This window comes from Streptomyces sp. Ag82_O1-12 (assembly GCF_900182715.1).
Lineage (GTDB): Bacteria > Actinomycetota > Actinomycetes > Streptomycetales > Streptomycetaceae > Streptomyces > Streptomyces massasporeus.
This window is the reverse complement of record NZ_FXUW01000001.1, coordinates 2,733,302-2,756,711: the sequence shown is the minus strand read 5'-3', so window position 1 is coordinate 2,756,711 and position 23,410 is coordinate 2,733,302. Positions and strand designations below refer to the sequence as shown.

At 71.5% G+C, this 23,410-nt stretch carries 23 protein-coding genes and 3 pseudogenes; 12 read left to right on the top strand and 14 right to left on the bottom strand.

Features of this window, described 5'->3' with window-relative positions:
* Positions 1-81: 81 nt before the first annotated feature.
* Positions 82-348 carry a protealysin inhibitor emfourin gene (locus tag QOL88_RS12665; protein ID WP_097216521.1) on the bottom strand — a complete coding sequence of 89 codons (267 nt, stop codon included), beginning with the start codon at positions 346-348 and terminating at the stop codon, positions 82-84.
* Between the two features lie 20 nt (positions 349-368).
* On the bottom strand, positions 369-1,430 hold the full coding sequence (locus QOL88_RS12660) for a M4 family metallopeptidase (protein WP_097216520.1): 1,062 nt from the start codon (positions 1,428-1,430) through the stop codon (positions 369-371).
* 334 nt (positions 1,431-1,764) lie between these two features.
* On the opposite strand from QOL88_RS12660, the gene leuA reads away from it, so the two are divergent.
* Both leuA and QOL88_RS12650 read left to right on the top strand, forming a co-directional pair.
* A complete protein-coding gene (leuA, locus tag QOL88_RS12655) occupies positions 1,765-3,486 on the top strand; it encodes a 2-isopropylmalate synthase (protein WP_097216519.1) in 1,722 nt (573 codons plus the stop codon).
* Positions 3,487-3,697: 211 nt separating this feature from the next.
* A complete protein-coding gene (locus QOL88_RS12650; protein ID WP_097216518.1) occupies positions 3,698-4,393 on the top strand; it encodes a TerB family tellurite resistance protein in 696 nt (231 codons plus the stop codon).
* A 257-nt stretch (positions 4,394-4,650) separates the two neighbouring features.
* On the opposite strand, the pseudogene QOL88_RS12645 reads toward QOL88_RS12650, so the two are convergent.
* Positions 4,651-4,887, bottom strand: a pseudogene (locus tag QOL88_RS12645) (MMPL family transporter); the annotation flags it as partial.
* 7 nt (positions 4,888-4,894) lie between these two features.
* On the opposite strand from QOL88_RS12645, the pseudogene QOL88_RS12640 reads away from it, so the two are divergent.
* Both QOL88_RS12640 and QOL88_RS12635 read left to right on the top strand, forming a co-directional pair.
* Positions 4,895-5,130, top strand: a pseudogene (locus QOL88_RS12640) (ATP-binding protein); the annotation flags it as partial.
* The gene (locus QOL88_RS12635; protein ID WP_097216517.1) at positions 5,127-5,789 is read left to right on the top strand and encodes a response regulator transcription factor; all 663 of its coding nucleotides are present in this window, start codon (positions 5,127-5,129) and stop codon (positions 5,787-5,789) included. The pseudogene QOL88_RS12640 and the gene QOL88_RS12635, both read left to right, overlap by 4 nt.
* A gap of 21 nt (positions 5,790-5,810) precedes the next feature.
* Here the strand turns inward: QOL88_RS12635 and QOL88_RS12630 are convergent, their stop codons facing one another.
* Genes QOL88_RS12630 through QOL88_RS12610 form a run of 5 tightly spaced genes read right to left on the bottom strand, consistent with a single transcriptional unit; the run spans position 5,811 to position 12,344 of the window.
* Positions 5,811-6,743 carry a dihydrodipicolinate synthase family protein gene (locus QOL88_RS12630; protein WP_097216516.1) on the bottom strand — a complete coding sequence of 311 codons (933 nt, stop codon included), beginning with the start codon at positions 6,741-6,743 and terminating at the stop codon, positions 5,811-5,813.
* Positions 6,740-7,759: an oligopeptide/dipeptide ABC transporter ATP-binding protein gene (locus tag QOL88_RS12625; RefSeq protein WP_097216515.1), complete on the bottom strand. Its 1,020-nt coding sequence runs from the start codon at positions 7,757-7,759 to the stop codon at positions 6,740-6,742. Before QOL88_RS12625 ends, QOL88_RS12630 begins: the two co-directional genes overlap by 4 nt.
* Positions 7,760-7,781: 22 nt before the next feature.
* On the bottom strand, positions 7,782-9,752 hold the full coding sequence (locus tag QOL88_RS12620; protein WP_097216514.1) for a dipeptide/oligopeptide/nickel ABC transporter permease/ATP-binding protein: 1,971 nt from the start codon (positions 9,750-9,752) through the stop codon (positions 7,782-7,784).
* Positions 9,749-10,711: an ABC transporter permease gene (locus QOL88_RS12615; protein ID WP_097216513.1), complete on the bottom strand. Its 963-nt coding sequence runs from the start codon at positions 10,709-10,711 to the stop codon at positions 9,749-9,751. Before QOL88_RS12615 ends, QOL88_RS12620 begins: the two co-directional genes overlap by 4 nt.
* 4 nt (positions 10,712-10,715) lie before the next feature.
* A complete protein-coding gene (locus QOL88_RS12610; protein ID WP_097216512.1) occupies positions 10,716-12,344 on the bottom strand; it encodes an ABC transporter substrate-binding protein in 1,629 nt (542 codons plus the stop codon).
* A gap of 240 nt (positions 12,345-12,584) precedes the next feature.
* Here QOL88_RS12610 and QOL88_RS12605 point away from each other — a divergent pair, with 240 nt between their 5' ends.
* The 3 genes from QOL88_RS12605 (at position 12,585) to QOL88_RS12595 (ending at position 15,044) form a co-directional block, all read left to right on the top strand.
* A complete protein-coding gene (locus tag QOL88_RS12605; RefSeq protein WP_097216511.1) occupies positions 12,585-13,307 on the top strand; it encodes a FadR/GntR family transcriptional regulator in 723 nt (240 codons plus the stop codon).
* A 33-nt stretch (positions 13,308-13,340) separates the two neighbouring features.
* The gene (locus QOL88_RS12600) at positions 13,341-13,787 is read left to right on the top strand and encodes a protein-tyrosine phosphatase family protein (protein ID WP_097222971.1); all 447 of its coding nucleotides are present in this window, start codon (positions 13,341-13,343) and stop codon (positions 13,785-13,787) included.
* A gap of 96 nt (positions 13,788-13,883) precedes the next feature.
* Positions 13,884-15,044, top strand: coding sequence for a glycoside hydrolase family 113 protein (locus QOL88_RS12595; protein WP_097216510.1), 1,161 nt, complete (start codon positions 13,884-13,886; stop codon positions 15,042-15,044).
* Here QOL88_RS12595 and QOL88_RS12590 read toward each other — a convergent pair.
* From QOL88_RS12590 to QOL88_RS12580, 3 genes and pseudogenes are all read right to left on the bottom strand, one after another.
* On the bottom strand, positions 15,032-16,510 hold the full coding sequence (locus tag QOL88_RS12590) for an alpha/beta hydrolase (RefSeq protein ID WP_097216509.1): 1,479 nt from the start codon (positions 16,508-16,510) through the stop codon (positions 15,032-15,034). The genes QOL88_RS12595 and QOL88_RS12590 overlap by 13 nt on opposite strands.
* Positions 16,511-16,606: 96 nt before the next feature.
* The gene (locus tag QOL88_RS12585) at positions 16,607-17,059 is read right to left on the bottom strand and encodes a GNAT family N-acetyltransferase (protein ID WP_097222970.1); all 453 of its coding nucleotides are present in this window, start codon (positions 17,057-17,059) and stop codon (positions 16,607-16,609) included.
* Positions 17,060-17,117: 58 nt separating this feature from the next.
* Positions 17,118-17,284: pseudogene (locus QOL88_RS12580) on the bottom strand (transcriptional regulator); the annotation flags it as partial.
* Positions 17,285-17,400: 116 nt separating this feature from the next.
* Between QOL88_RS12580 and QOL88_RS12575 the strand changes: the two are divergent.
* Genes QOL88_RS12575 through QOL88_RS12555 form a run of 5 tightly spaced genes read left to right on the top strand, consistent with a single transcriptional unit; the run spans position 17,401 to position 20,970 of the window.
* Positions 17,401-17,607 carry a hypothetical protein gene (locus QOL88_RS12575; RefSeq protein ID WP_097216508.1) on the top strand — a complete coding sequence of 69 codons (207 nt, stop codon included), beginning with the start codon at positions 17,401-17,403 and terminating at the stop codon, positions 17,605-17,607.
* Positions 17,604-17,819, top strand: coding sequence for a hypothetical protein (locus QOL88_RS12570; protein WP_097216507.1), 216 nt, complete (start codon positions 17,604-17,606; stop codon positions 17,817-17,819). Before QOL88_RS12575 ends, QOL88_RS12570 begins: the two co-directional genes overlap by 4 nt.
* 26 nt (positions 17,820-17,845) lie before the next feature.
* Complete coding sequence (gene recO / locus QOL88_RS12565) at positions 17,846-18,592, top strand: DNA repair protein RecO (protein WP_030836523.1); 747 nt, start codon at positions 17,846-17,848, stop codon at positions 18,590-18,592.
* A 57-nt stretch (positions 18,593-18,649) separates the two neighbouring features.
* A complete protein-coding gene (locus QOL88_RS12560; protein ID WP_097216506.1) occupies positions 18,650-19,483 on the top strand; it encodes an isoprenyl transferase in 834 nt (277 codons plus the stop codon).
* Positions 19,387-20,970, top strand: coding sequence for an MFS transporter (locus QOL88_RS12555; RefSeq protein WP_097216505.1), 1,584 nt, complete (start codon positions 19,387-19,389; stop codon positions 20,968-20,970). Before QOL88_RS12560 ends, QOL88_RS12555 begins: the two co-directional genes overlap by 97 nt.
* Before the next feature lie 285 nt (positions 20,971-21,255).
* Here QOL88_RS12555 and QOL88_RS12550 read toward each other — a convergent pair whose 3' ends face one another.
* The 3 genes from QOL88_RS12550 to QOL88_RS12540 are packed head-to-tail and all read right to left on the bottom strand — an operon-like array spanning position 21,256 to position 23,403.
* Positions 21,256-21,675 carry a Fur family transcriptional regulator gene (locus QOL88_RS12550; protein WP_030836532.1) on the bottom strand — a complete coding sequence of 140 codons (420 nt, stop codon included), beginning with the start codon at positions 21,673-21,675 and terminating at the stop codon, positions 21,256-21,258.
* A gap of 58 nt (positions 21,676-21,733) precedes the next feature.
* Positions 21,734-22,636, bottom strand: coding sequence for a metal ABC transporter permease (locus QOL88_RS12545; RefSeq protein ID WP_097216504.1), 903 nt, complete (start codon positions 22,634-22,636; stop codon positions 21,734-21,736).
* Entirely contained in the window at positions 22,636-23,403 is a 768-nt protein-coding gene (locus tag QOL88_RS12540; protein WP_097222969.1) for a metal ABC transporter ATP-binding protein, read from the bottom strand. The genes QOL88_RS12545 and QOL88_RS12540 overlap by 1 nt, the downstream gene beginning before the upstream one ends.
* Positions 23,404-23,410 lie beyond the last annotated feature (7 nt).

Here is a 23,410-nt window from a genome sequence, read left to right as displayed (position 1 = left end):
GCTGGATCATCCGTACCGGCGGTAACGGAAGTCAACGGCCCGGCGGAAAGGAGCTGTTGTCCGGCTGGTGGCGCGGACCCGTCACGCCCCTTCCTTCAGCACCCGCGAGATCAGCTTCCGCTGCTCGTCCGTCAGCCGGGGATCCGCGCAGTACACGGTCTTCCCGTCCACGGTGAGCTGGTAGGAGAACCCGTCCGGGACCCCGACCGGCGGTGTGCTCCGGCCGGCGGCCACGGCCTGCTCCGCGAGGGCGTGCCACGCGGAGGCATCCGGCCGGTCCGAGGTGTCCACCTCGGCATGCCGCTCGATGCCCGCGAACCCGCCCGTGCGCCGCACCTGAATACGCATGACACCTGTCTAGTACGGAACTACAGGGTCCGCACCCCGACCTGCTCCCAGGCCTTCGACACGGCGTCCAGTTCCTCCCCGTCGCCGAAGCGCTCCCGGGCGGCCTTCACGGTGAGCGTGGCGAAGTCGGCGAACATCGCCTGCTGCTCCAGCTCGCCGCCGGTCAGGACGTCGTACCAGACCTGTCCGGCCCGCTCCCAGGCGTGGCCGCCGAGGGCCGTGGCCGCGAGGTAGAAGGCGTGGTTCGGGATGCCCGAGTTGATGTGGACGCCGCCGTTGTCGCGTCCGGTGCGCACGAAGTCGTCCATCGTCGCCGGCTGCGGGTCCTTGCCGAGGACGTCGTCGTCGTACGCCGTGCCCGGCTCCTTCATGGAGCGCAGCGCCGTGCCGGTCACGCGCGGGGCGAGCAGGCCCGCGCCGATCAGCCAGTCGGCCTCGGCGGCGGTCTGGCCGAGCGTGTACTGCTTGATCAGGGCGCCGAAGACATCCGACAGGGACTCGTTGAGCGCGCCGGGCTGGCCGAAGTAGGTGAGGTTGGCCGTGTACTGCGTGACGCCGTGCGCGAGTTCGTGGCCGATGACGTCGATCGGGATGGTGAAGTCCAGGAAGATCTCCCCGTCCCCGTCGCCGAAGACCATCTGCTCGCCGTTCCAGAACGCGTTGTTGTAGTCGCGGTCGTAGTGCACCGTCGCGTTCAGCGGGAGGCCGTTGCCGTCGATCGAGTCGCGCCGGTAGGCCTGGAGGAACAGCTCGAAGGTCGCGCCGAGGCCGGCGTAGGCGCGGTTGACGGTGGCGTCCTTTCCGGGCTTGTCGCCCTCGCCGCGGACCTTGTGGCCGGGCAGGTCGGTGCCGTGCCGGGCGTCGTGGACCGTGCGCCGCGGCTTGCCGTCGGCGGCCGCGGCGACGGCACTCGCGCCGATGACCGTGGTGAGGCGGCGCTGGGTGCGCTCGAAGGCGTCGCGTTGCAGGGTGCGGCGGGCGGGACCGGCGAGCGCGGAGTCCTCGGCCTGGGCGAGCTTGTCGAGGACATGAGGCGGAACGATGGTGCAGAAGACGGGCTCGAAGCCCCCGTGAGTCGTCATGCCCGGCACCCTTGCACTGCGTGACGAAGCTGTCACTAGTCGCCACCATGATTGGTGAAATACCGGGACAACACCCCTCACGCTCCGTGGTGAGTGCTATGGCGAAGTGGCATAGCGCACTTTTTGTCCCCTATGTGCGCCGGGTCCCGCATACTGATACGACCCCACGCGCCGGGAGAGGCTCGGCTAGCATGCTGCGCATCATGCGTTTCGGGCTGCTTCTCCTTAGCTGCCGCGGCGAGGGCCTGTAGTCGAGGCCGACTCCCTCCCCGCGGAGCTTGGTGCTGCGTCGTCGGCCGTCCTTCCGGACACCCTCTGAGGAGCCCTAAGCATCATGGCGAACCGCCAGCAGCCCAGTTCCCTGCCGATCCACAAGTACGGCCGCTACGAGCAGGTCGACATCCCGGACCGCACCTGGCCGGAGCAGCGCATCACCACCGCCCCCCGCTGGCTCTCCACCGACCTGCGTGACGGCAACCAGGCCCTGATCGACCCCATGTCGCCCGCCCGCAAGCGCGCAATGTTCGACCTGCTGGTGAAGATGGGCTACAAGGAGATCGAGGTCGGCTTCCCGGCCTCCGGCCAGACCGACTTCGACTTCGTGCGCTCCATCATCGAGGAGCCCGGGGCCATCCCCGACGACGTCACCATCTCCGTACTGACCCAGGCCCGCGAGGACCTGATCGAGCGCACGGTGGAGTCCCTGAAGGGCGCCAAGCGCGCCACGGTCCACCTGTACAACGCCACGGCCCCGGTCTTCCGCCGGGTCGTCTTCCGCGGCTCCAAGGACGACATCAAGCAGATCGCCGTCGACGGCACCCGGCTGGTCGTCGAGTACGCCGAGAAGCTGCTGGGCCCCGAGACCGAGTTCGGCTACCAGTACAGCCCCGAGATCTTCACCGACACCGAGCTGGACTTCGCGCTGGAGGTCTGCGAGGCGGTCATGGACGTCTGGCAGCCCGGCCCGGGCCGCGAGATCATCCTGAACCTGCCGGCCACCGTGGAGCGCTCCACGCCCTCCACGCACGCGGACCGCTTCGAGTGGATGGGCCGCAATCTCTCCCGCCGCGAGCACGTCTGCCTGTCGATCCACCCCCACAACGACCGCGGCACCGCCGTCGCCGCCGCCGAGCTGGCCCTGATGGCCGGCGCCGACCGCGTCGAGGGCTGCCTGTTCGGGCAGGGCGAGCGCACCGGCAACGTCGACCTGGTCACCCTGGGCATGAACCTGTTCTCCCAGGGCGTCGACCCGCAGATCGACTTCTCCGACATCGACGAGATCCGTCGCACGTGGGAGTACTGCAACCAGATGGAGGTCCACCCGCGCCACCCGTACGTGGGCGACCTGGTCTACACGTCCTTCTCCGGCTCCCACCAGGACGCCATCAAGAAGGGCTTCGACGCCATGGAGGCCGACGCCGCCGCCCAGGGCGTCACCGTCGACGACATCGAGTGGGCCGTCCCCTACCTGCCCATCGACCCCAAGGACGTCGGCCGCTCCTACGAGGCGGTCATCCGGGTCAACTCGCAGTCCGGCAAGGGCGGTATCGCCTACGTCCTGAAGAACGACCACAGTCTGGACCTGCCGCGCCGTATGCAGGTCGAGTTCTCCAAGGTCATCCAGGCCAAGACGGACGCCGAGGGCGGCGAGGTCACGCCGAAGGACATCTGGGCGGTCTTCCAGGACGAGTACCTGCCGAACCCCGAGAACCCGTGGGGCCGCATCCAGGTCCGCAACGGCCAGTCGACGACCGACACCGACGGCGTGGACACCCTCACGGTGGAGGCCACGGTCGACGGGCAGGACACCGTCCTGACCGGTACGGGCAACGGTCCGATCTCGGCCTTCTTCGACGCCCTGCAGTCCGTCGGCATCGACGTACGCCTGCTGGACTACCAGGAGCACACGATGAGCGAGGGCGCCTCCGCGCAGGCCGCCTCCTACATCGAATGCGCCATCGACGACAAGGTCCTGTGGGGCATCGGAATCGACGCGAACACCACGCGGGCCTCGCTGAAGGCCGTCGTCTCGGCCGTCAACCGCGCGGCTCGCTGACCAGCCGTACGGGTTCGCGGCCGTAGGCCGCTCACCGGTGCCACAGGGGCTCCGTCCGCCGATGTACGGCGGGTGGAGCCCCGTCGTATACCGGCCATTTGCTGTGGAGGTCACGGAAAGGTCTCCTCCGGGGTGCTGACTCCTCGTCTCTCATGTGGCTAACATCACGCAAGCGCGGCGACGTTGCCGTGCGGCGTGACGGAGGTGTGACGTGCTGCCAGGACGGGGACGAAACGGCCATGCCGCCAGGCTTTCGCGCGTCCTGGGCACCCGGACCGCGTGGACGGCCGCCGGTGACGGGGAGTTCTTCTGCCCCGGCTGCGGCGGCGACCGCAACTACCAGCGGCTGACGGGACAGCGCCGCTTCACCCTGCTCGGCCTGCCCGTGCTGCCGCGCGGCGAGACCGGCCCGGTCGTGGAGTGCGCCGCCTGCCGCCGCCACTTCGGCACGGACGTCCTCGACCATCCGACCACCACCCGCTTCTCCGCGATGCTCCGCGACGCCGTGCACACGGTCGCCCTCGCGGTGCTCGCCGCGGGGGGCGCCGGGTCCCGTTCGGCCCTGGAGTCCGCCGTGCTCGCCGTGCGCGCGGCCGGCTTCGACGACTGCACCGAGGAGCAGCTGGCCGCCCTCGTCGAGGCGCTGGAGGCCGACACCGGCCGGATCGCCGGCGAACCCTGCGGCGCGGGGCTGGCCATAGAACTGCACGAGGCCCTGGACCCCCTCGCCCCGCACCTCGCGACCGTCGGCCGCGAATCGATCCTGCTCCAGGGGGCCCGCATCGCCCTGGCGGACGGGCCGTACACCCCGGCCGAGCGGGACGCGCTGGCGACGGTGGGTGCGGCGCTCACGATCTGCTCCGACGACGTGACCCGCCTGCTGGCGGCGGCGCGCACCCCCTCGTAGGGCCCGCCCGCCGGCGGCGGCGCGCACCCCCTCGTAGGACCCGCTTCCGCGTACTCCCCGGGGAGTAACGCGCGGCCCGGGCCGCCCCCCGAAGTACGCTTCCGCCCGGTACGCGTCCTTACGGCCCCCATGGGTCCGGCTCCCTCCGGTCGGGTGTCTGGATCGGTCTCCAGACTCCCGCCGGCCGGGCGCCGGTTCGTCGGGCGTGAGGTCGATTCGAGGGGCAGGTCGTAGGCGCCGCTCACCTCGGTGATCTACCGGCCGGCGGTGCGCCGGTCGGCGTCGGTGAGTCCGCCGTCCCGGTGGTAGACGAGCACCAGGTCGGTCGCCTCACCGCCCGGCAACTCGTCCTGGATCCGCGCCACCTGCGTCGAGTCGGCGCTGTCGGGCAGGTAGTCGACCGCGCGGTTCTGCCGGATGTCGGCGAACTTGCCGGCGAGCGGCCCGACCAGCACGAGCGCGGCGAGCCACAGCCCGACCACCACCCAGGGCACGGCCCCGGGACCCGAACCGGCCGTCCACGTCGCACTGGACGAGCGGGACGGCGCCCTGCACCTGTCGGTCCGTGACCACGGCACCGGACCGGCCCCGGGCGGCACCCAGGCTTCGGACTCGTGGGGATGCGCGAGCGGGCCCGCAGCGTCGGTGGCACACTCGACGCCGGACCGCGCACCGGGGGCGGGTTCGAGGTCACCGCGGTCCTGCCGCTGGCCACGACGGGGGAGAGGACCGGATGACCGTACGGGTGCTGCTCGCGGACGACCAGACGCTGGTGCGGGAGGCGTTCGCGATGCTCGTGGAGTCGGCCCGCGACATGGAGGTCGTCGGCCAGGCCGCCACCGGCCGGCAGGCCGTCGAACTGGCCCGCGGCGCCCGCCCCGACCTCGTGGTGATGGACATCCGCATGCCCGACCTGGACGGCATCGAGGCGACCCGGCTCATCGCGGCCGACGAGGACCTCGCGGACGTCCGGGTGCTCGTCCTCACCACGTACGACACCGACGAGAACATCGTGGACGCCCTGCGCGCCGGGGCCTCCGGGTTCCTGGTCAAGGACACCCGGCCGGCCGAACTCCTCGACGCCATCCGCACGGTCGCGGCCGGCGAGGCCCTGCTGTCGCCCGGGCCCACGGCACGGCTGATCGAGCGGTTCCTGCGCAGCCCCTCGGCACCGGAGACGGGCGGACCCGAGTGCCTGTCCGGCCGGGAGCGTGAGGTGCTCGCGCTGGTCGGCCGCGGCCTCAACAACACGGAGATCGCCGACGCGTTGGGCCTGAGCCCGCTCACCGCGAAGACCCATGTCAGCCGCATCATGGGCAAGCTGGCGGCCCGGGACCGGGCGCAACTGGTCATCGTCGCCTACGAGTCGGGGATGGTGACCCCGGGGAGCGTCTGACGGCCGGGCACGGCCCGGCTTCTAGAGCAGACCGGCCGCCGCGAGGTACTTCCCGACCTGCTCCACCTCGCCCGGCGACAGCGGGATCTGCGGCTCCGCCGTCGCCGGGGAGTCGATCACGCCACGCAGGTGCAGCGCGGTCTTGAAGGCGCCGATCGCCGAGGAGTTCGGGCCCATCCGGGCCGGGTCGCCGACGGTCACCATGCCGAACAGGGCGCACAGCCGCTCCTGTTCGGCCCGGGCCCCCTCCCAGTCCCCGGCACGGCACAGGCCGTCCAGGCGGACGTAGCCGTGCGGGTCGACGTTGCCCAGGCCCGGCACCGTGCCGTCCGCGCCGATCGCGAGGGCCGCGTCGACGATCAGCTCGGAGCCGGTCAGCACGCTGAAGCCGGTGATGCCCCGGCGTTCCCGCACACCGGTCACGACCTGGCGGAAGGCGGCCAGATCGCCGCTGGAGTCCTTGAGCCCGGCCACCACACCGTCGGCGGCCAGCTCCAGCACCACGTCGGCCGGCAGCTTCGTGTGGACGGCGACGGGAAGGTCGTAGGCGATCACCGGGACCGGGCTCGCGGCGGCGATCGCGCGGTAGTGGCGGGCGATCTCCGCGGGGTGGGTGCGGGCGTAGAACGGGGCGGTGACGACGACCGCGTCCGCGCCCGCCGCCGTCACCGCCGCGACATGGTCCAGGACCCGGGGCGTCGTCATGTCGATCGCCCCGGCCAGTACCGGCAGCTGCCCGCCCACATGGGCCGTGACCGACTCGACGACCAGCCTGCGCTGCCGGTCCGGCAGATACGCGGCCTCCGAGGTCGAGCCGAGCACGAACAGCCCGTGCACCCCGCCGGCCACCAGATGGTCGACGAGCCTGGTCAGCGAGGGGACGTCCACCTCGCCGTCCGATGTCAGGGGCGTGCAGACGGGCGGGATGACACCGGTCAGCGGGGCGAGAGTCATGGGGCCTCCATCGGGTCGCGTCGAAGGACGAGGTCGCGGGTCGACTCGTCCTCCTGGACAGGATGGTGGCAGCGGAAGCGGTGCGCGGGCGCCGACGCGGCGGAGAAGCCAGGCATCTCGTCCGCGCACAGCCCGTCCGCCTTCCAGCAGCGGGTGCGGAACGGGCAGCCGCTCGGCGGGCGGGTCGCCGACGGCAGCGGACCGGCCAGCGGGATCGGGTCGACCGGGTCGAGCAGGCCCGGCGTGGCGGAGAACAGGGCGCGGGTGTACGGGTGCCGGGACCGGTCGGTGACCAGGTCCGCCGGGGACTCCTCCACGATCCGGCCCAGGTACATGGTGATCACACGGTCGCTCATCCGCCGTACCGTCTGGATGTCGTGCGAGACGAACACCAGGGCCAGGCCCAGGCGTTCCTTCAGGTCCAGCAGCAGATTGAGGATCTGGGCCCGGACCGACACGTCCAGGGCGCTCGTCGGCTCGTCGGCCACGACCAGGTCCGGCTCCAGCGCCAGCGCCCGGGCGATCGCGACGCGCTGGCGCTGCCCGCCCGACAACTGCGCCGGCAGGGCCCCGGCGAGGGCGCGGGGGAGGCCGACCAAGGACATCAACTCGCGGACCCGCGCGTCCCGTCCGCTCCTCGTGCCCCGGTCGTGCACGTCCAGCGGGTCCCGCAGGATCTGCCGGACGGTCAGGCGGCGGTTCAGGGCCGTCGACGGGTCCTGGAAGATCATGCCGATGCTGCCGCCGACGGCCCGGCGGCGCTCGGCGGCCGGCATCGCCCACAGGTCCCGGCCCCGGAACGCCACCGTCCCCCGCGTCGGCGGCTGCACCCCGACCAGCACCTTCGCCAGCGTCGACTTCCCGCAGCCGGACTCGCCCACCACGCCGACGGTCTCGCCGGGCGCGATCGCCAGGTCGGCACCGGTCAGGGCGTACACGCGGTCCCGGGTGAAGAGGCCGCCGCTGCGGGCCTTGTGGACGACGTGGGTGCCGGACAGCTCCACCAGGGCGTTCATGTCCCGACCTCCGACCAGGCGTTCATGTCCCGACCTCCGAGGTGACCAGGTCGATCGCGGGGTGGTGGCAGGCCGCCGTGTGCGTCGGCGTGCCCAGCGGGTCTGGAGGCGTCGTACGGCAGGTCTCGGAGGCGAGCGGGCAGCGGTCGGCGAAGCGGCAGCCCGCCGGGAAGTCCGCCGGGGACGGCACGACACCCTTGATCTGTGTCATCCGCTCGGCCGCCGACTCCAGCGACAGCACACTGCCGAGCAGCCCGCGGGTGTAGTGATGCGCCGGGGCCTCCACCAGGTCGGCGGTCACGCCCGTCTCCACGATCTGCCCGCCGTACATCACCACCACCCGGTCGGTGACGTCCGCGACCAGCGCCAGGTCGTGCGAGACGAGGATCAGCGCGAAGCCCAGCTCCGCACGCAGCCGCAGCAGCAGCTCCATGACCTGGGCCTGCACGGTCACGTCGAGGGCGGTCGTCGGCTCGTCGGCGACGATCAGTTTCGGGTCGCGGGACAGGGCCATGGCGATCAGGACGCGCTGGCGCTGGCCGCCGGAGAGTTCGTGCGGATAGCTGCGCAGGGTGCGGCCGGGGTCGAGGCCGACCAGGGTGAGGAGTTCGGCGGGGGTGCGGCGGCCGCCTCGGCGTACGACTTGTTTGAGCTGGGCGCGGATCGTCATCGCGGGGTTGAGGGACGACAGCGCGTCCTGGTAGATCATCGCCATCTCGTGGCCGAGCAGCTTGCGGCGCACGCGCGTCGGCTCGGCGAGCAGGTCCCGCTGGTGGAAACGGACCTGGCCGCCGATCCGCGCCCCCTTCGGCTGGAGCCCCATGATCGCCAGTGCGGTGAGCGACTTGCCGCAGCCCGACTCGCCGACCAGGCCCAGGACTTCACCGGGGAGCACCTCGAAGCCGACGCCGTCGACGATGTCCACCCCGCCGTGCCGGCCCTCGAAGCCGACGGTGAGATTCTCGACCGCGAGGACCGGTTGCCGCCCCTGGGGCAGGGGGCGGGCCCGCGCGCGCAGCCGTTGCGCGGCTGCCGCGAGGCCCGGCAGTGGCAGTACCTCGCCGCTGCCCGGCTCCGGGGCCTGAAGCGGGTCGTCGTTCTCGCGTACGTCCACCTCCCGCTCCGACGGAACCGCCCACGCGTCGGACACGCCCTCGGACAGGATGTTCAGCGAGAGCACGGTCACCAGCATCAGCAGCCCGGGGAACACCGTCGCCCACCAGCCGCCGGTCAGCACCATGTTCTTGCCGTCCGCGATGACACTGCCCCAGGACGGGTCGGGTGGCCGTACGCCCGCCCCGATGAACGACAGCGACGCCTCGAACACGACCGCCTCGGCGACCTGGACCGTGCAGAACACCAGCACCGGCGCCGCGCAGTTGACCGCCACGTGCCGCAGCACGATGTGCGGGGTCCGCGCGCCGATCACCCGTTCCGCCGTCACGTAGTCCTCGCCGTACTGGTCGAGGACGTTCGCCCGGACCACCCGCGCCACCGGTGGTGTGAACAGGAACGCGATCGCGCAGATCAGCACCGTGATGCCGCCGCCGAACACCGCCACCAGCACGGCGGCCAGCGCGATGCCCGGGAACGCCATCACCACGTCCAGACAGCGCATCAGCGTCTCGTCGACCGCCTTGCGCGAGGTCGCCGCGACCGCCCCCAGCAGCGCACCGGCGACCAGGGCCAGCCCCGTCGCGCCGAGCCCGATCGCCAGCGACCAGCGCGCCCCGTACATCAGCCGGCTGAGGATGTCCCGGCCGAGGCTGTCCTGGCCCATCCAGTGCCCGGCCGACGGATGCCCGGTGCCGTCGGCCGGCGGCTGCTGGTCGAGCGGGTCGTGCGGGGCGAGGAGCGGCGCGAGCAACGCCATCAGGACGACGACCGCCAGGAAGCACACGGCGATCTTCGACAGCGGAGGCAGCCTGCGCCAGCCGCGCAGCCGGATGCCGGGCCGGGACAGCTCCGCGGTGAGACTCTTGCGGGTCATCATGTGGTCGCATCCCTCAGTCGCGGGTTGACCAGCAGATACAGGACGTCGATGACGAGGTTCACGACGACGAACCCGGCCGCCGTCGTCAGCACGACACCCTGGACGACGGCCGGATCGCCGTTCTTCACGGCGTCGATCATCAGCTTGCCCATGCCGGGCAGCGAGAAGATCGTCTCGATGACGACCGCGCCGCCCAGCAGATAGCCGACGCGCAGCCCGAGCACGGTGAGCGGGTTGATGAGCGCGTTGCGCAGCACGTTCCGTCCGACGACCACCCGCGGCGGCAGGCCGCTCCCGATCGCCGTGCGCACGTAGTCCTTGTCCAACTCCTCCACCACGGCCGTCCGCACGATCCGGGTCAGCTGCGCCGCCACCGGCAGCGACAGCGCCAGGGCGGGGAGGGTCATGGTCCTCAGCCAGCCGGTGAAGGAGTCGGCCGGGTTGATGTAGCCGCCGGTCGGGAACCAGCCCAGGTCGACCGCCAGGTACTGGATCATCAGCAGAGCCAGCCAGAAGCCGGGCGCGGCGACCCCGGTCAGCGACACGACCCGGATGATCTGGTCGGGCAGCCGGTCCCGGTAGATCGCCGCGGTCACCCCGCCCACGAGGGACAGCACGACCGCGATGCCGAGGCCGAGGAACGTCAGCTGGAGGGTGAGCGGCAGCGCGGTGGTGACCTGGTCGATCACCGGTGCCCGGGTCAGCGCGCTGGTGCCCAGGTCGCCGTGGAGCAGGGCGGCGACGAAGTCCGCGTAGCGCACCGGCAGCGGATCCAGCAGGCCGTGCTCCTCGCGGAAGTCGTGCAGTTGCCGCGGCGTCGGGTTGGCGCCCTGGAAGAACGCCGAGGCCGGGTCGACGTCCGAGAACCGCATCACCAGGAACACGAACAGCACGATCCCGAGCGTCAGCGGCACGAGCAGGGCGACACGGCGGAGCAGGATCCGCAGGACGGCCGTCACGGGGCTAGGCCCACTTGGCCGTCAGGAGGTTGATGCCCGGGTACGGCTGTGCCCTTATCCCGCTGAGCCGTTCCGGGTCCCAGGCGGTCATCAGCTCGTTGTGGACGACCGGGTAGAGCACGGCCTGTTCGGCGACGACGTCGATGTAGTCCTGGACGATCGCCTTCTTCTTCGCCGGGTCGGGCTCCCGGGTGGCCCGGTCCATGTCCTTGAAGAGCTGCTTGGCGACGGGGTCGGCGGCCCAGCGGGTGTACTGCATCCAGAGGTTCTCGGGCCCGTAGTTGTAGTGCATGATCAGGTCGGCGTCGAGGCCGAACTGGTTGGGGTTCGAGGCCGCGGCGACGACCTGGTAGTCCTGCTTCTGGTCCATCTTGGTGAACACGGCCGTGGTCTCCTGCGGGGACAGGGTCGTGCGCACCCCGATCGCGTCCCAGGACGCCTTGACGGTCGGCAGGCAGTCGACGATCCAGCTGACGTTCACGGCCAGGATCTCGATGCTCAGCCCCGTGACCCCGGCCTCCTTCAGCAGCGCCTTCGCCTTGTCCGGGTCGTGGTCGTAGACCGTCTTCGCCCGGCGGTAGGACGGGTTGGCCTCGTCGAGGAAGGAACTGGACGGCTTGCCGTGGCCCTTGAGCGCGACCTCCACCATCTTCTCGGTGTCGATGGCGTAGTGCAGGGCCTGGCGCACCCGCACGTCGTCGAACGGCTTGTGCCGGGTGTTGAACATCAGGAACAGGTTGTTCATCCCGGCCCCGCCGCCCACCGTCATCCCGCCGCTCTCCAACTGGCCGATGTTGGCGTACGGGATGTTGTCCGCGATCTGGGCGCCGGCACTGGAACCCGAGATCTTCGCGACGCGCGGGGCCGCGTCCACGATGGTCAGCCAGTTCATCTTCCGGAAGGCGGGCTTGCGGGGGCCGTTGTAGCCGTCGAACGCCTCGAAGGTCGTGTTGGACTTCGGGTGGTGCGCGGTCTGCCGGTACGGCCCCGAGCCGATCGCCTTGCCCTTGATGGCGTCGTCCCAGGCGCCCGGCCGGGAGAACACGTGCCTCGGCATGATCTTCGCGAGGGTCAGCCGCGAGAGCCCGTCCGGGAACGGGAACTTCAGCACCAGCGCCACGTTCCGCGCGTCGATCTTCCGGACCTCCTTCAGCCAGCTCGCGAAGAAACCCTTGGCGAGGGTCTGGGTGTCCGGGTCGAGGATCCGCTGGAACACGAAGACCACGTCGTCGGCGGTGACCGGCTTGCCGTCGTGGAACGTCGCACCCGCCCGCAGCGTGAACGTCCACGACGTGCCGTTCGGGTCCTTCGGCACCTCGGTCGCCAGGGCCGCGTACGGCTCACGGGAGATCGGGTCGGTGTCCAGCAGGCCCTCGTAGATGTGGTTGTTGGCGGCCATGCAGAACGCGGACGCCGTCTGGGTGGGGTCCCAGCTGCCGTCGTTGCCGTAGCCGATCACCGCGGTGAGGGTCCGGTCCCGGCCGCTGCCCGTACCGGTGTCGTTGGTGGACTCCGGCCCGGACGAACAGGCCGACAGCGACGCGGAGACGGCGGCGGCCGCGCCCAGGGCGCCGGTGTACTTCAGGAACGACCGGCGGTGCGGCGCCGGCACGTCGGGGGTCTCGTCGCGCACGGGTCCTCCAGCGAGGTCCGGGGGGAAGGGACGGGCAGCGGAGATACGACGTCCTACGTCCGGTGGTCAGCGCGACCATAGGAGGGGGCTCGGGGGCGGTCAAGGGATCGCACACGAATGGCGTATCTGCCAGAGGTCGGACCAATGGCGGCGTGTGCGTGGCGAGTTGACGCATTATCAGGGCAGGTCCGGCACCGGGTACCGCCAGAGGTGGGACGTGGGATGTCAGGGGCGCGTACGATGCGGCGCATGTCCGAGGAGCCCAGGACCAGCCGGATACAGCGCCAGGTCGTCCAGCTCATCCTCGACCGCAGACTCACCGCCGGGGCCCCGCTGCCCACCGAGGCCGCACTGATGGAGGACCTCGGCGTCAGCCGCAACTCCGTGCGCGAGGCGCTCAAGGCCCTCCAGGCCCTCGACATCGTGGAGATCCGGCACGGTTACGGCACCTATGTCGGCCGGGCCTCCCTGACCCCCCTCGTCGACGGCCTCACCTTCCGCACCCTCACCCGTCACGACGACGACGCCGGCGCCCTGGCCGAGATCCTCCAGGTCCGGGAGGTGCTGGAGGTGGGCCTCATCCGCCGGGTCGCCGCGACGGTCACCGAGGCGGAGCTGGACAGACTGGAAGCCGTGGTGACCCGCATGGAGTCCGCGTGCGGCACGGGGCGCACGGGCAGCGCCTTCCCCGACCTCGACCGCGAGTTCCACGAGGTGCTGTACGCGTCGCTGGGCAATGACCTCGTGCCACAGCTTCTCGCCGCGTTCTGGACGGTGTTCCGCCGGGTCAGTGGGGCGCGCGGCTGGACCGGAGACCCGGCGCCCGAGGTCACCGCCCGTCGCCACCGGGACATCGTCACGGCGCTCCGGGCCCGGGACGCCGAGGGTGCGCAGCGGGCGATGGCCGTCCACTTCCGGGGGATCGAGGCGAGGGCGTCGAAGGAGTCCCGGGGGGCCGGCTGATTGCGCCTCCGCGCCGGGTGCACGCCCAGCATGATGAGGGGTGTGAGCGAACTGTGGAGCGAGACCGACAGCGGCGTCCTGCGCCTGCCGTCCGGGCGGCTGGTGCGGGGCCGCGGGCTGCGCCGTCCCCTGGACCCGGACGCCCCGGTGCCCTCCTACGGCCTCTACCTCCTCGGCCGTCGGCCGCCCGAGTCCGCCTGGGAATCCGACTGGATCCGCTGGCCCGACTTCCGCCTCCCGACGGACCGCGCGACCGCCCGCGGCCTGCTGACCGCCGCGTGGGAACGAGCCGTCGAAGAACGCGTGGAGATCGCCTGCGGAGGCGGCCGCGGTCGCACGGGCACGGCCCTGGCCTGCCTGGCGGTGCTGGACGGGGTGCCCGGCGGGGAGGCGGTGGCTTACGTCCGTGAGCACTACGACCGGCATGCGGTGGAAACGCCCTGGCAGCGGCGGTACGTGCGCCGGTTCGGGGAGGGATGAGCCTCTCCTTCGGCACGGCACCTCATACCTTGGTCGCACGGCCGTAGACCGACGGCCGACAGCGCAGCCCGTGCCGCGCTCGGCACAGTGGGCCGCATGGCAGAGACCAAGGGGACCAGGCAGGCGAGAGGAATCAGCCGGGCGCAGTTCCTGGCCGGGGCCGCGGCGGTGGGGGCCGCCGGGGTGGCGGGACCGGCCGGACAGGCCCAGGCGGCGCAGACCCGGCGGGGACGGGGACTGCGCAGGCGGGGCGTCGTCTACACGGTCGGCGCGGGGGAGACACCGGGCACTGCGTGGAGTGCCCGGCGGATGCGGCACGACATCCGGGCCATCCGGGACGACCTGCACGCCGACACCGTCGACGTCACCGGCGACGGCGTCGAACGCCTCACGAAGACCGCGGCCGAGGCCGCCGAACGCGGGCTGCACGTCTGGTTGCAGCCGACCCTCGGGGACGCCCCCTCGCGGGACATCCTGGAGCACCTCGCCGAGACCGGCCGGTTCGCGGAGCGGCTGCGCAGGCAGGGCGCGAGTGTCGACCTCAGTGTCGGCTGCGAGTTCTGGCTGTTCGTCCCCGGCATCCTGCCGGGCGAGACGGTGCTGGAGCGCATCGAGAACCTCCAGAACGGCACGGTGGACTGGCCACGGACGCAGCGCCGCCTCGCCGAGTTCACGGCGAAGGCCGCGAAGGTCGGCCGCTCCGTCTTCAAGGGCGACCTCAGCTACGCGGCCGCCCAGAGCATCGACGACCCGGACTGGAACCTCTTCGACATCGTCGGCATCGACTACTACGCGTACTTCGACACCCCCTCCGACCACGTCCGGGAGCTGCGGCAGTACCTGAAGTGGGGCAAGCCGCTCGCCATCACCGAGTTCGGCACCTGCGCGTACGTCGGTGCGCCGGAGACCGGCGGCATGGGCTGGGACATCGTCGACTACGCCAAGGAGCCGCCGGAGATCAAGGGGAATCCGGTCCGCAGCGAGCGTGTCCAGGCCGACTACGTGGGCGGGTTGCTGGACGTCTTCGCGTCGATGGGTCTGTACGCGGCGATGGCCTTCGAGTTCATCAGCGCGGACGCCCCGCACCGCCCGGACGCGCCCCGCCTCGACCTCGACATGGCGTCGTACGCCCTCACCAAGGTGATCAGGGACCGCCCGGACGACCCCGCCTCCGGCTGGCACTGGGAGCCGAAGGAGGCGTTCCACGCGGTGGCCCGCAGGTACGCCAGGGCGCGCCGGGCCGGTCAGCCGCAGTAGGCGTCCGTGCGGGGCCGTTCCCCGGTGGCCAGGAAGCGGGAGACGAGGGCGTCGCCGCACGCGGTGCCGTTGTCCAGGTAGGCGCCATGGCCGGTGGCGTCGTTCGTGACCATCACGGCTCGCCGGCCCAGGGCCTCGCGCAGCTTCAGCGCACCACTGAGAGGGGTCGCCACGTCCCGCTCGTTCTGGATGAGCAGGACATGGGACGGGCCCCGGTCGGTGACCCGTACCGGCGGCTCCTTCGGCTGCCACGGCCAGGCGGCGCACACCATCGCGTTCCGCGGCATGCCCGCGGTCAGCGGGTACTTCAGGCGGGCGGCGGCGACGTCCTTCCGGTAGGCGGCGGCCGACCGGGGCCAGGCGGCGTCGTTGCAGAGGGTGGCGGCAACGACCGCGGCATAGTTCCGCAGCGCCGAGTCCGGCGGCGCCTGGGGCGCGGGCGGCACCGTGCCCTTCTTCGCCGCCCGGATCAACTCGGCCAGGACGGGGTAGCCGTCGGCGGGGTCGTAGAACGCGTCCAGCATGGTCTGGCGCAGAACATTGCCGTTCAGCTCCTCGGGGTTGGCGCCCGGCCAGGGGATCGGCGTGCGGTCCAGACGGGCGGCGAGGCGCAGAAAGAGCGGGCGCACCTCGGCCGCGGTGCGGGCCAGCCGGTACGGGTTGCCGGGCCGGGACGCCCACGTGGCGAACTCGGGGAAGTTGTCCTCGACACCGACCTCGAACGCGGCGAGCCAGGCGCGTTGGGCCTGCGCCGGGTCGGGGTGGTCGTTGCTGTCGAGCACGATGCGGTCGGTGCGCCGCGGGAACATCTCCAGGTAGGCGGCGCCGACGTAGGTGCCGTACGAGACGCCCCAGGCCGACAGCTTGCGCTCGCCGAGGGCGGCACGGATGCGGTCGATGTCGCGGGCGTTGTTCTTGGTGCTGATGTGCCGCAGCAGTTCGTCGCCTTCGCGGGCGCAGGCGTCCGACAGCCGGCGGGCGGTGGCCATGTTCTCAGCGACGGATCCGCTCGCTGCGGGCCAGGGGAGCAGCTTGGTGCGGGCGAGATCGGAGTGGTCGATGCCGCAGCTCACGGCCGTGGACGGGGAGTTGCCGCGCGGTGCGAAGCCGATGAGGTCGTAAGCGTCGCGTACCGACCGGGGCAGCTGCCTGCCCTCCTCGGAGGGGCCGGCGAGGCTGTCCCCGCCGGGCCCGCCGGGGATCATCAGTAAGGCGCCGCGGCGGGCCGAGGGGTTCTGGCTGGGGAGGCGGGAGAGGGCGATGTCGATCTTCCGGCCGCCCGGGTCGGCGTAGCTCATCGGCACGGAGAGCGTCGCGCACTGCTGACGGGGGTCGAGGCCGGTGCCCTCGCACTTGGTCCATCGGAGAGGCCCGGCATCGGCGGCGGAAGCGGTCAGCGGGACGGCGAGTCCCCACAGGAGGGCGGAGGCCGCGATCAGGGAGGCGTTGCGCTTGATCTGCTTCATGGGACGAGCTTGACGGCTTTCCGACCCTGATCACATCCGGTCAACTGCCGTACTGTTCAGGGGGTTTACCCCCTCCGCGTGCTTCGGCTCGTTGCTTTACAAGAGCCCTTGGCGTGTTCGGCTCGTCAGGGGGAGGCGCAGCATGAAGATGTCGATCGGGTCCTGGGATTCCGCCCTGAAGCCGTGGCGTTCGTAGAGACGGCGGGCGGGGCTGCCCTGGAGGACGTTCAGACGGACGGGTTCGGCGGCGGCGTCCGTCCCGGCCAGGAGGGTTCGGAGGACTGCCGATCCCAGGCCTCGGCCCTGGACGTGCGGGCTGAGGTAGAAGTGCTCCAGCCAGTGGCCGTCCTCGGCTGGGCGAAGAGTCACGCTGCCTGCGAAGGAACCGGCGGCCGTGATGATCGACGTGTGCTGCGGGGAGAAGCTGTCCCGAAACCGCCGCCTCACCCGGTGTTCGTCGTAGCGGCCCAGACGCTCCAGGTCCGGGCGCATCACTGTCGCTCGCAGTTCCGCAATCGCGTCGACGTCCATCGGTCGTGCCGGAAGCATCGACCAGGCCAGTCCTGTTTCGGTGTACTGGTGGCCCGGCTGGGTCTTCTTCGTCTCCATGCTCCGCATACCGCCTATCGTCAATCAGCTTCCTGCACAACCGCTCGAAAATACCGTCGGTTTGCAGCACCCCGCCGATCCGCTGCGCCACATCCAACGGCGGTTTGCGAATGGCCTCCCCGCGCCGAAGAACTCCCACACCACCTGTCGAAAACCGTTGGCCATTGCCGAACCCCTCTGTGCTGCACCGCAGTTGTAGGACACAGACCCCTCCTCATTGTAGGCGCGGAGCGTCACCGTGGGGATACGAAGAGTGAAACAGTGAAAGAGGGGGGAACACGGTGGAGGCACGACACTCGACGCTCTGCGTCGAAGAAGCGGAGGACGCGGTGAAAGAATTGCGGGCAGAACTCGCCGAGGCCGGAATTATCCTGCCCTCACTGGGACTTGACCCGGTGAGTCTTGTGCGGAAGGCACCCTGTCCGCTCGTGGAATTGGGCCGGTGTTCCATGGAGATCGCCCGCCGACTCGCGGCGGTGCCGCGATGAAGCCACCGGTCGGCGCCTATGTCGTGGACACCCGCTGCGGACGCATCGGCATCGTCATGGGGCATGAGGGGCCCTACGTGCAGCTGCGGCCGTACGGGGGCGGCAGGGAGTGGGACGCCGACCCCGGGGCCGTCCGGCACGCCACCCCGGCCGAGCGGCTGCGCGCGGCGACGGCGTACGCCAACGCACGCAGCAGGGGCGAGGTCCCTTGACGTGACGGCCCTGCCAGAATGGCTCCATGAGTCTGTTCCGCGACGACGGCATCGTGCTGCGCACCCAGAAGCTGGGTGAGGCGGACCGGATCATCACGCTGCTCACGCGCGGTCACGGACGGGTACGCGCGGTGGCCCGGGGCGTGCGCCGGACGAAGTCGAAGTTCGGTGCGCGTCTCGAGCCGTTCTCCCATGTCGACGTGCAGTTCTTCGCCAAGGGCAGTGAGCTCATCGGGCGGGGGCTGCCGCTGTGCACCCAGAGCGAGACCATCGCGCCGTACGGCGGCGGAATCGTCACCGACTACGCCCGGTACACGGCCGGGACCGTGATGCTGGAGACCGCCGAGCGGTTCACCGACCACGAGGGGGAGCCGGCCGTGCAGCAGTACCTGCTGCTGGTCGGCGGGCTGCGGACCCTGGCCCGGGGCGAGCACGCACCGCACCTCGTGCTCGACGCGTTCCTGCTCCGCTCCCTCGCGGTCAACGGGTACGCCCCGAGCTTCACCGACTGCGCGAAGTGCGGGATGCCCGGGCCCAACCGGTTCTTCTCGGTCGCCTCGGGCGGATCCGTCTGCGTGGACTGCCGCGTACCCGGCAGCGTCGTACCCTCGCCCCAGGCCCTGGAACTCCTCGGCGCCCTGCTTACGGGAGACTGGGAGACCGCGGACGCGTGCGAGGCGCGCTACGTCCGGGAGGGCAGCGGGCTGGTGTCCGCGTATCTGCACTGGCACATGGAGCGCGGGCTGCGCTCCCTGCGCTACGTCGAGAAGTAGCGCGGCGGCGGAGCAGAGCAGCACAGAGACAAGCGAGCACGAGGAGACGAGAAACACATGGCCGTACGCGGGATCCTGGGGCGCCAGCGCCGGGAGTACAGGACGCCGGAGCCGCACCCGTCCGGCGCGCGGCCCCCGAAGATCCCCGGGGAGTTCGTACCGCAGCATGTGGCGATCGTCATGGACGGCAACGGCCGCTGGGCCAAGGACCGGGGGCTGCCCCGTACCGAAGGGCACAAGGTCGGCGCCGAGCGCGTGCTGGACGTGCTCCAGGGCGCCATCGAGATGGGCGTCGGCGCCATCTCCCTCTACGCCTTCTCCACCGAGAACTGGAAGCGTTCGCCGGACGAGGTGCGCTTCCTGATGAACTTCAACCGGGACTTCATCCGCAAGACCCGGGACCAGCTCGACGCGCTGGGCATCCGCGTGCGCTGGGTCGGACGGATGCCCAAGCTGTGGCGCTCGGTCGCCAAGGAGCTCCAGATCGCCCAGGAGCAGACCAAGGACAACGACCGGCTGACCCTGTACTTCTGCATGAACTACGGGGGCCGGGCCGAGATCGCCGACGCGGCCAAGGCCATGGCGGAGGACGTGAAGAGCGGAAAGCTCGACCCCTCCAAGGTCAGCGAGAAGACCTTCGCGAAGTACATGTACTACCCGGACATGCCGGACGTGGACCTGTTCCTGCGGCCCAGCGGCGAGCAGCGCACCTCCAACTACCTGATCTGGCAGAGCGCCTACGCCGAGATGGTCTTCCAGGACGTGCTGTGGCCGGACTTCGACCGGCGTGACCTGTGGCGGGCCTGCCTGGAGTTCGCCTCGCGCGACCGGCGCTTCGGCGGGGCCGTCCCGAACGAGGAACTGCTGGCCATGGAGGGCGAGCAGCAGTAGCACGCCAGGCCCGGCGGCCTCATCCGTCGCAGCCGCCGCCGCGGCCCGGCAGGCCCCTCCAGTGGCAGCCGGGCCGCAGCGGCGGTGTCCTGGTGGCATGGGTGGGACCGCCGTCGGCGCACCCCGGCGGACCACGAGACAGGCCGGGGTCTTCATCGCGGCCTCGTTGGCCCTGTTCTGCATCCAGCTGGACTTCTTCGCGCTCAACCTGGCCATCCCCGGGATCGCCGACGAGCTGGACACGACCGTCTCCGCGGCCCAGTGGACGCTGTCCGCGTACATGCTCGCCGTTCGGCTGCCTGTTCATCGTCGGCGGGCGGCTGGGCGATCTCCTCGGCCGGCGTCCGGTCCTGCTGGCCGGGACCGGGCTGTTCGCCGCCGCCTCCGTCGGCTGCGCCCTCGCGCCGAGCCTCGGTGTGCTCGTCACGGCCCGGATCGTGCAGGGCGCGGGCGCGGCGCTGATCTTCCCCGTGTCGGTCTCCGTGATCACCAACGCCTTTCCCGAGGAGACCCGGGCCCGGGCGCTCGGGGCGATGTTCGGGATCGCCAACGTCGGCACCGCCCTCGGACCGTTCGTCGGCGGCGGCTTCACCGACGGGCCGGGCTGGCGGTGGATCTTCTGGCTGCTGGCCCCGCTCAGCGCCGTCTCCCTGCTGATCGCCCTGCGGTACGTCCCGGACTCGCGGGACGAGAGCGCGCCCCGCCAGATCGACCTGCCGGGCTGTCTGGCCGTGGTGACGAGCCTGGCCGCCCTGACCCTGGCCGTGGAGCGGGGGAGCGCCTGGGGCTGGGACCACGCCCGCACGCTCGCCCTGTTCGGGATCGCCGTGGTGGCCGGCGCCCTCTTCGCGCTGCGGGAGCGGACCTGCCGCCATCCGCTCGTCGACTTCCGGCTGTTCCGCAACATCCGCTTCGACCTGGTCACCGTGATGGGGTCGGTCGCCAACATGGGCTACGCCGTCACGGTGTTCCTCGCCACGCTCCAGTTGCAGCAGGTGCGCGGCCTGTCGGCGATCCTGTCCGGCACGGTCTTCCTCGCCCCGGCCGTGATGGTGGCCTGCTCGGGGCCCATCGGCGCCTGGCTGTCCGGCCGGATGCGCGCCACCAGCGTCATGGCCCTGGCCGGGACCATCGCCGGCACCGGCATGATCGGGCTGAGCTTCGCCTGGTCCTGGTGGGTCTACCTGCCCGTCTTCACCTGGTGCGCGCTCGGGCTGGGCCTCGGCTGGACCTTCGCCAGTGTCGCCACCCAACAGGTCGTCTCGCCCGCCCGCGCCGGAGAGGCCTCGGGCGTCGTCCTCACCGCCCTCGTCACGCTCGGCGCCATCGGCCTGGCGGCCGTCGCGGCGGCCATCACCTCACTCACCCCCGAGACCGGCCCGGAACGCGCCTACGACCTCGTCCTGCGCGTCGGCGGCGCCGTGATCCTGACCTCCACCGCCCTGTCCCTGCTGGTCCGCCGCAGGCTGAGCACCCGAGGCGCGTAGGAGGCCAGGAGGCTTCCGACCTCAGGGGCGCGGGGAACCGCGCGAACAGACCTCAGGGGCGCGGGGAACTGCGCGAACACCCCCCAGGCACCCGCACCCGGCAACGAACCCGCAGGCTTCCGACCTCAGGGGCGCGGGGAACTGCGCGAACACCCCCCAGGCACCCGCACCCGGCAACGAACCCGCAGGCTTCCGACCTCAGGGGCGCGGGGAACTGCGCGAACACCCCCCGCACAGCCGCATCCGACCACGAAACCTCACCCCCACGGCGGGGAGTGAACCGGCTCAACCGCCGGAGGCCCCCGCACAGTCCGCGCAGGTCCCGAAAATCTCAACCGTATGAGCCACGTTCACATACCCGTGCTCCGCGGCGATGGACTCGGCCCACTTCTCCACGGCCGGCCCCTCCACCTCGACGGCCTTGCCGCAGCCGCGGCACACCAGGTGGTGGTGATGATCGTCCGTGGAGCAACGCCGGTACACCGACTCACCGTCGGCCGTGCGAAGGACGTCGACCTCACCGGCGTCGGCGAGGGACTGCAGGGTGCGGTAGACCGTGGTGAGCCCGACCGAGTCGCCCTTGTGCTTGAGCATGTCGTGCAGTTCCTGCGCGCTGCGGAACTCGTCGACCTCCTGCAGGGCCGCCGCCACAGCGGCCCGCTGCTTGGTGGCGCGGCCCTTCACGGACGGTCCAGCGGTCGTCACCGTTGCCTCCTCACGTCTGCCTTGCCCGGGCCATTGTGCCAGCCCGGGGTGGGGGCGGTCAGACGCCGACTTCGTCGGCCGACGTCCGGCTGCCCGGGATCGTGCACTCGGCGGGGTCGGCCGTCGGGTCCGAGGCCGCCGCCGCGCGGGCGCGGCGCCGGGCCAGCGGGGCCGCGATCGCCGTCAGCACGATGAACGCGCCGATGGTCAGCAGCACGATCGTCGCGCCGGGCGGCACGTCCTGGTAGTACGAGGTGACGGTACCGCCGATCGTCACGCTGACGCCGATGGCGACGGCGATCGCGAACGTGGCGGCGAAGCTGCGGGTGATCTGCTGGGCGGCCGCGACCGGCACCACCATCAGCGCGCTGACCAGCAGCAGCCCGACCACCCGCATCGCGACGGTCACCGTGACGGCCGCGGTGATGGCCGTCAGCAGGTTCAGGACGCGCACCGGCAGGCCCGTCACCCGGGCGAACTCCTCGTCCTGGCTGACGGCGAACAGCTGCCGCCGCAGGCCGAGGGTGACCAGGACGACGAACGCGGCCAGGACACAGATCGCGGTGACGTCCGACTGGGACACCGTCGACAGGGAGCCGAACAGGTACGACGTCAGGTTGGCGTTGGAGCCCGTCGGCGCGAGGTTGATGAACATCACACCGCCGGCCATGCCGCCGTAGAACAGCATCGCGAGGGCGATGTCGCCGCGGGTCTTGCCGTACCAGCGGATCAGCTCCATGAGGACCGCGCCGAGGACGGAGACCAGGGTCGCCATCCACACCGGGGACCAGGTCAGCAGGAAGCCGAGGCCGACGCCGGTCATCGCGACGTGGCCGATGCCGTCGCCCATCAGGGCCTGGCGGCGCTGGACCAGGTAGATGCCGACCGCGGGGGCGGTGATGCCGACCAGGACGGCGGCGAGCAGCGCCCGCTGCATGAAGGCGTAGTCGAGGAAGTCCATCAGCTCAGCAGTCCCGTGCGGATCGGTTCGGCGCCCGCGGGTGCGTGCGGGTGTACGTGGTCGTGGCCGGGCAGGGCGTGCTGGCCGACGGCCTTCGGGGGCGGCCCGTCGTGGACGACGCAGCCGTCGCGCAGGACGACCGCCCGGTCGATGAGGGGCTCCAGGGGGCCCAGTTCGTGCAGCACGAGCAGCACGGTCGTGCCCTGGGAGACCTGCTCGGTGAGGGTGTGCGCGAGGACCTCCTGGCTGGCCAGGTCGACGCCGGCCATCGGCTCGTCCATGATCAGCAGCTCCGGCTCGGAGGCGAGCGCGCGGGCGATGAGGACCCGCTGGTGCTGGCCGCCGGACAGGGCGTCGACGGAGTCCTTGGCCCGGTCGGCCATGCCGACGAGGTCCAGGGCGCGTCGTACGGCCGCGTGGTCGGCCTTGCGCAGGACGCCGAAGCGGGCCCGGGACAGGCGGCCGGAGGAGACGACCTCCGCCACCGTGGCGGGCACGCCGCCGGCGGCCGTGGTGCGCTGCGGGACGTAGCCCACGCGGTGCCAGTCGCGGAACCGCCCGCGGTCCGTGCCGAACAGCTCGATGGCGCCGGCGCCGGTCTGCACCTGGCCGATGACGCTGCGCACGGCCGTGGACTTGCCCGAGCCGTTCGCGCCGAGCAGCGCGACGACCTCGCCGCGGTGCACGGTGAGGTCGATGCCGCGCAGCACGGGGCGCGAGCCCAGGTCCGCGCGGACGCCGCGCAGGGATACGACGGGCTCGGTCATGCCGTCC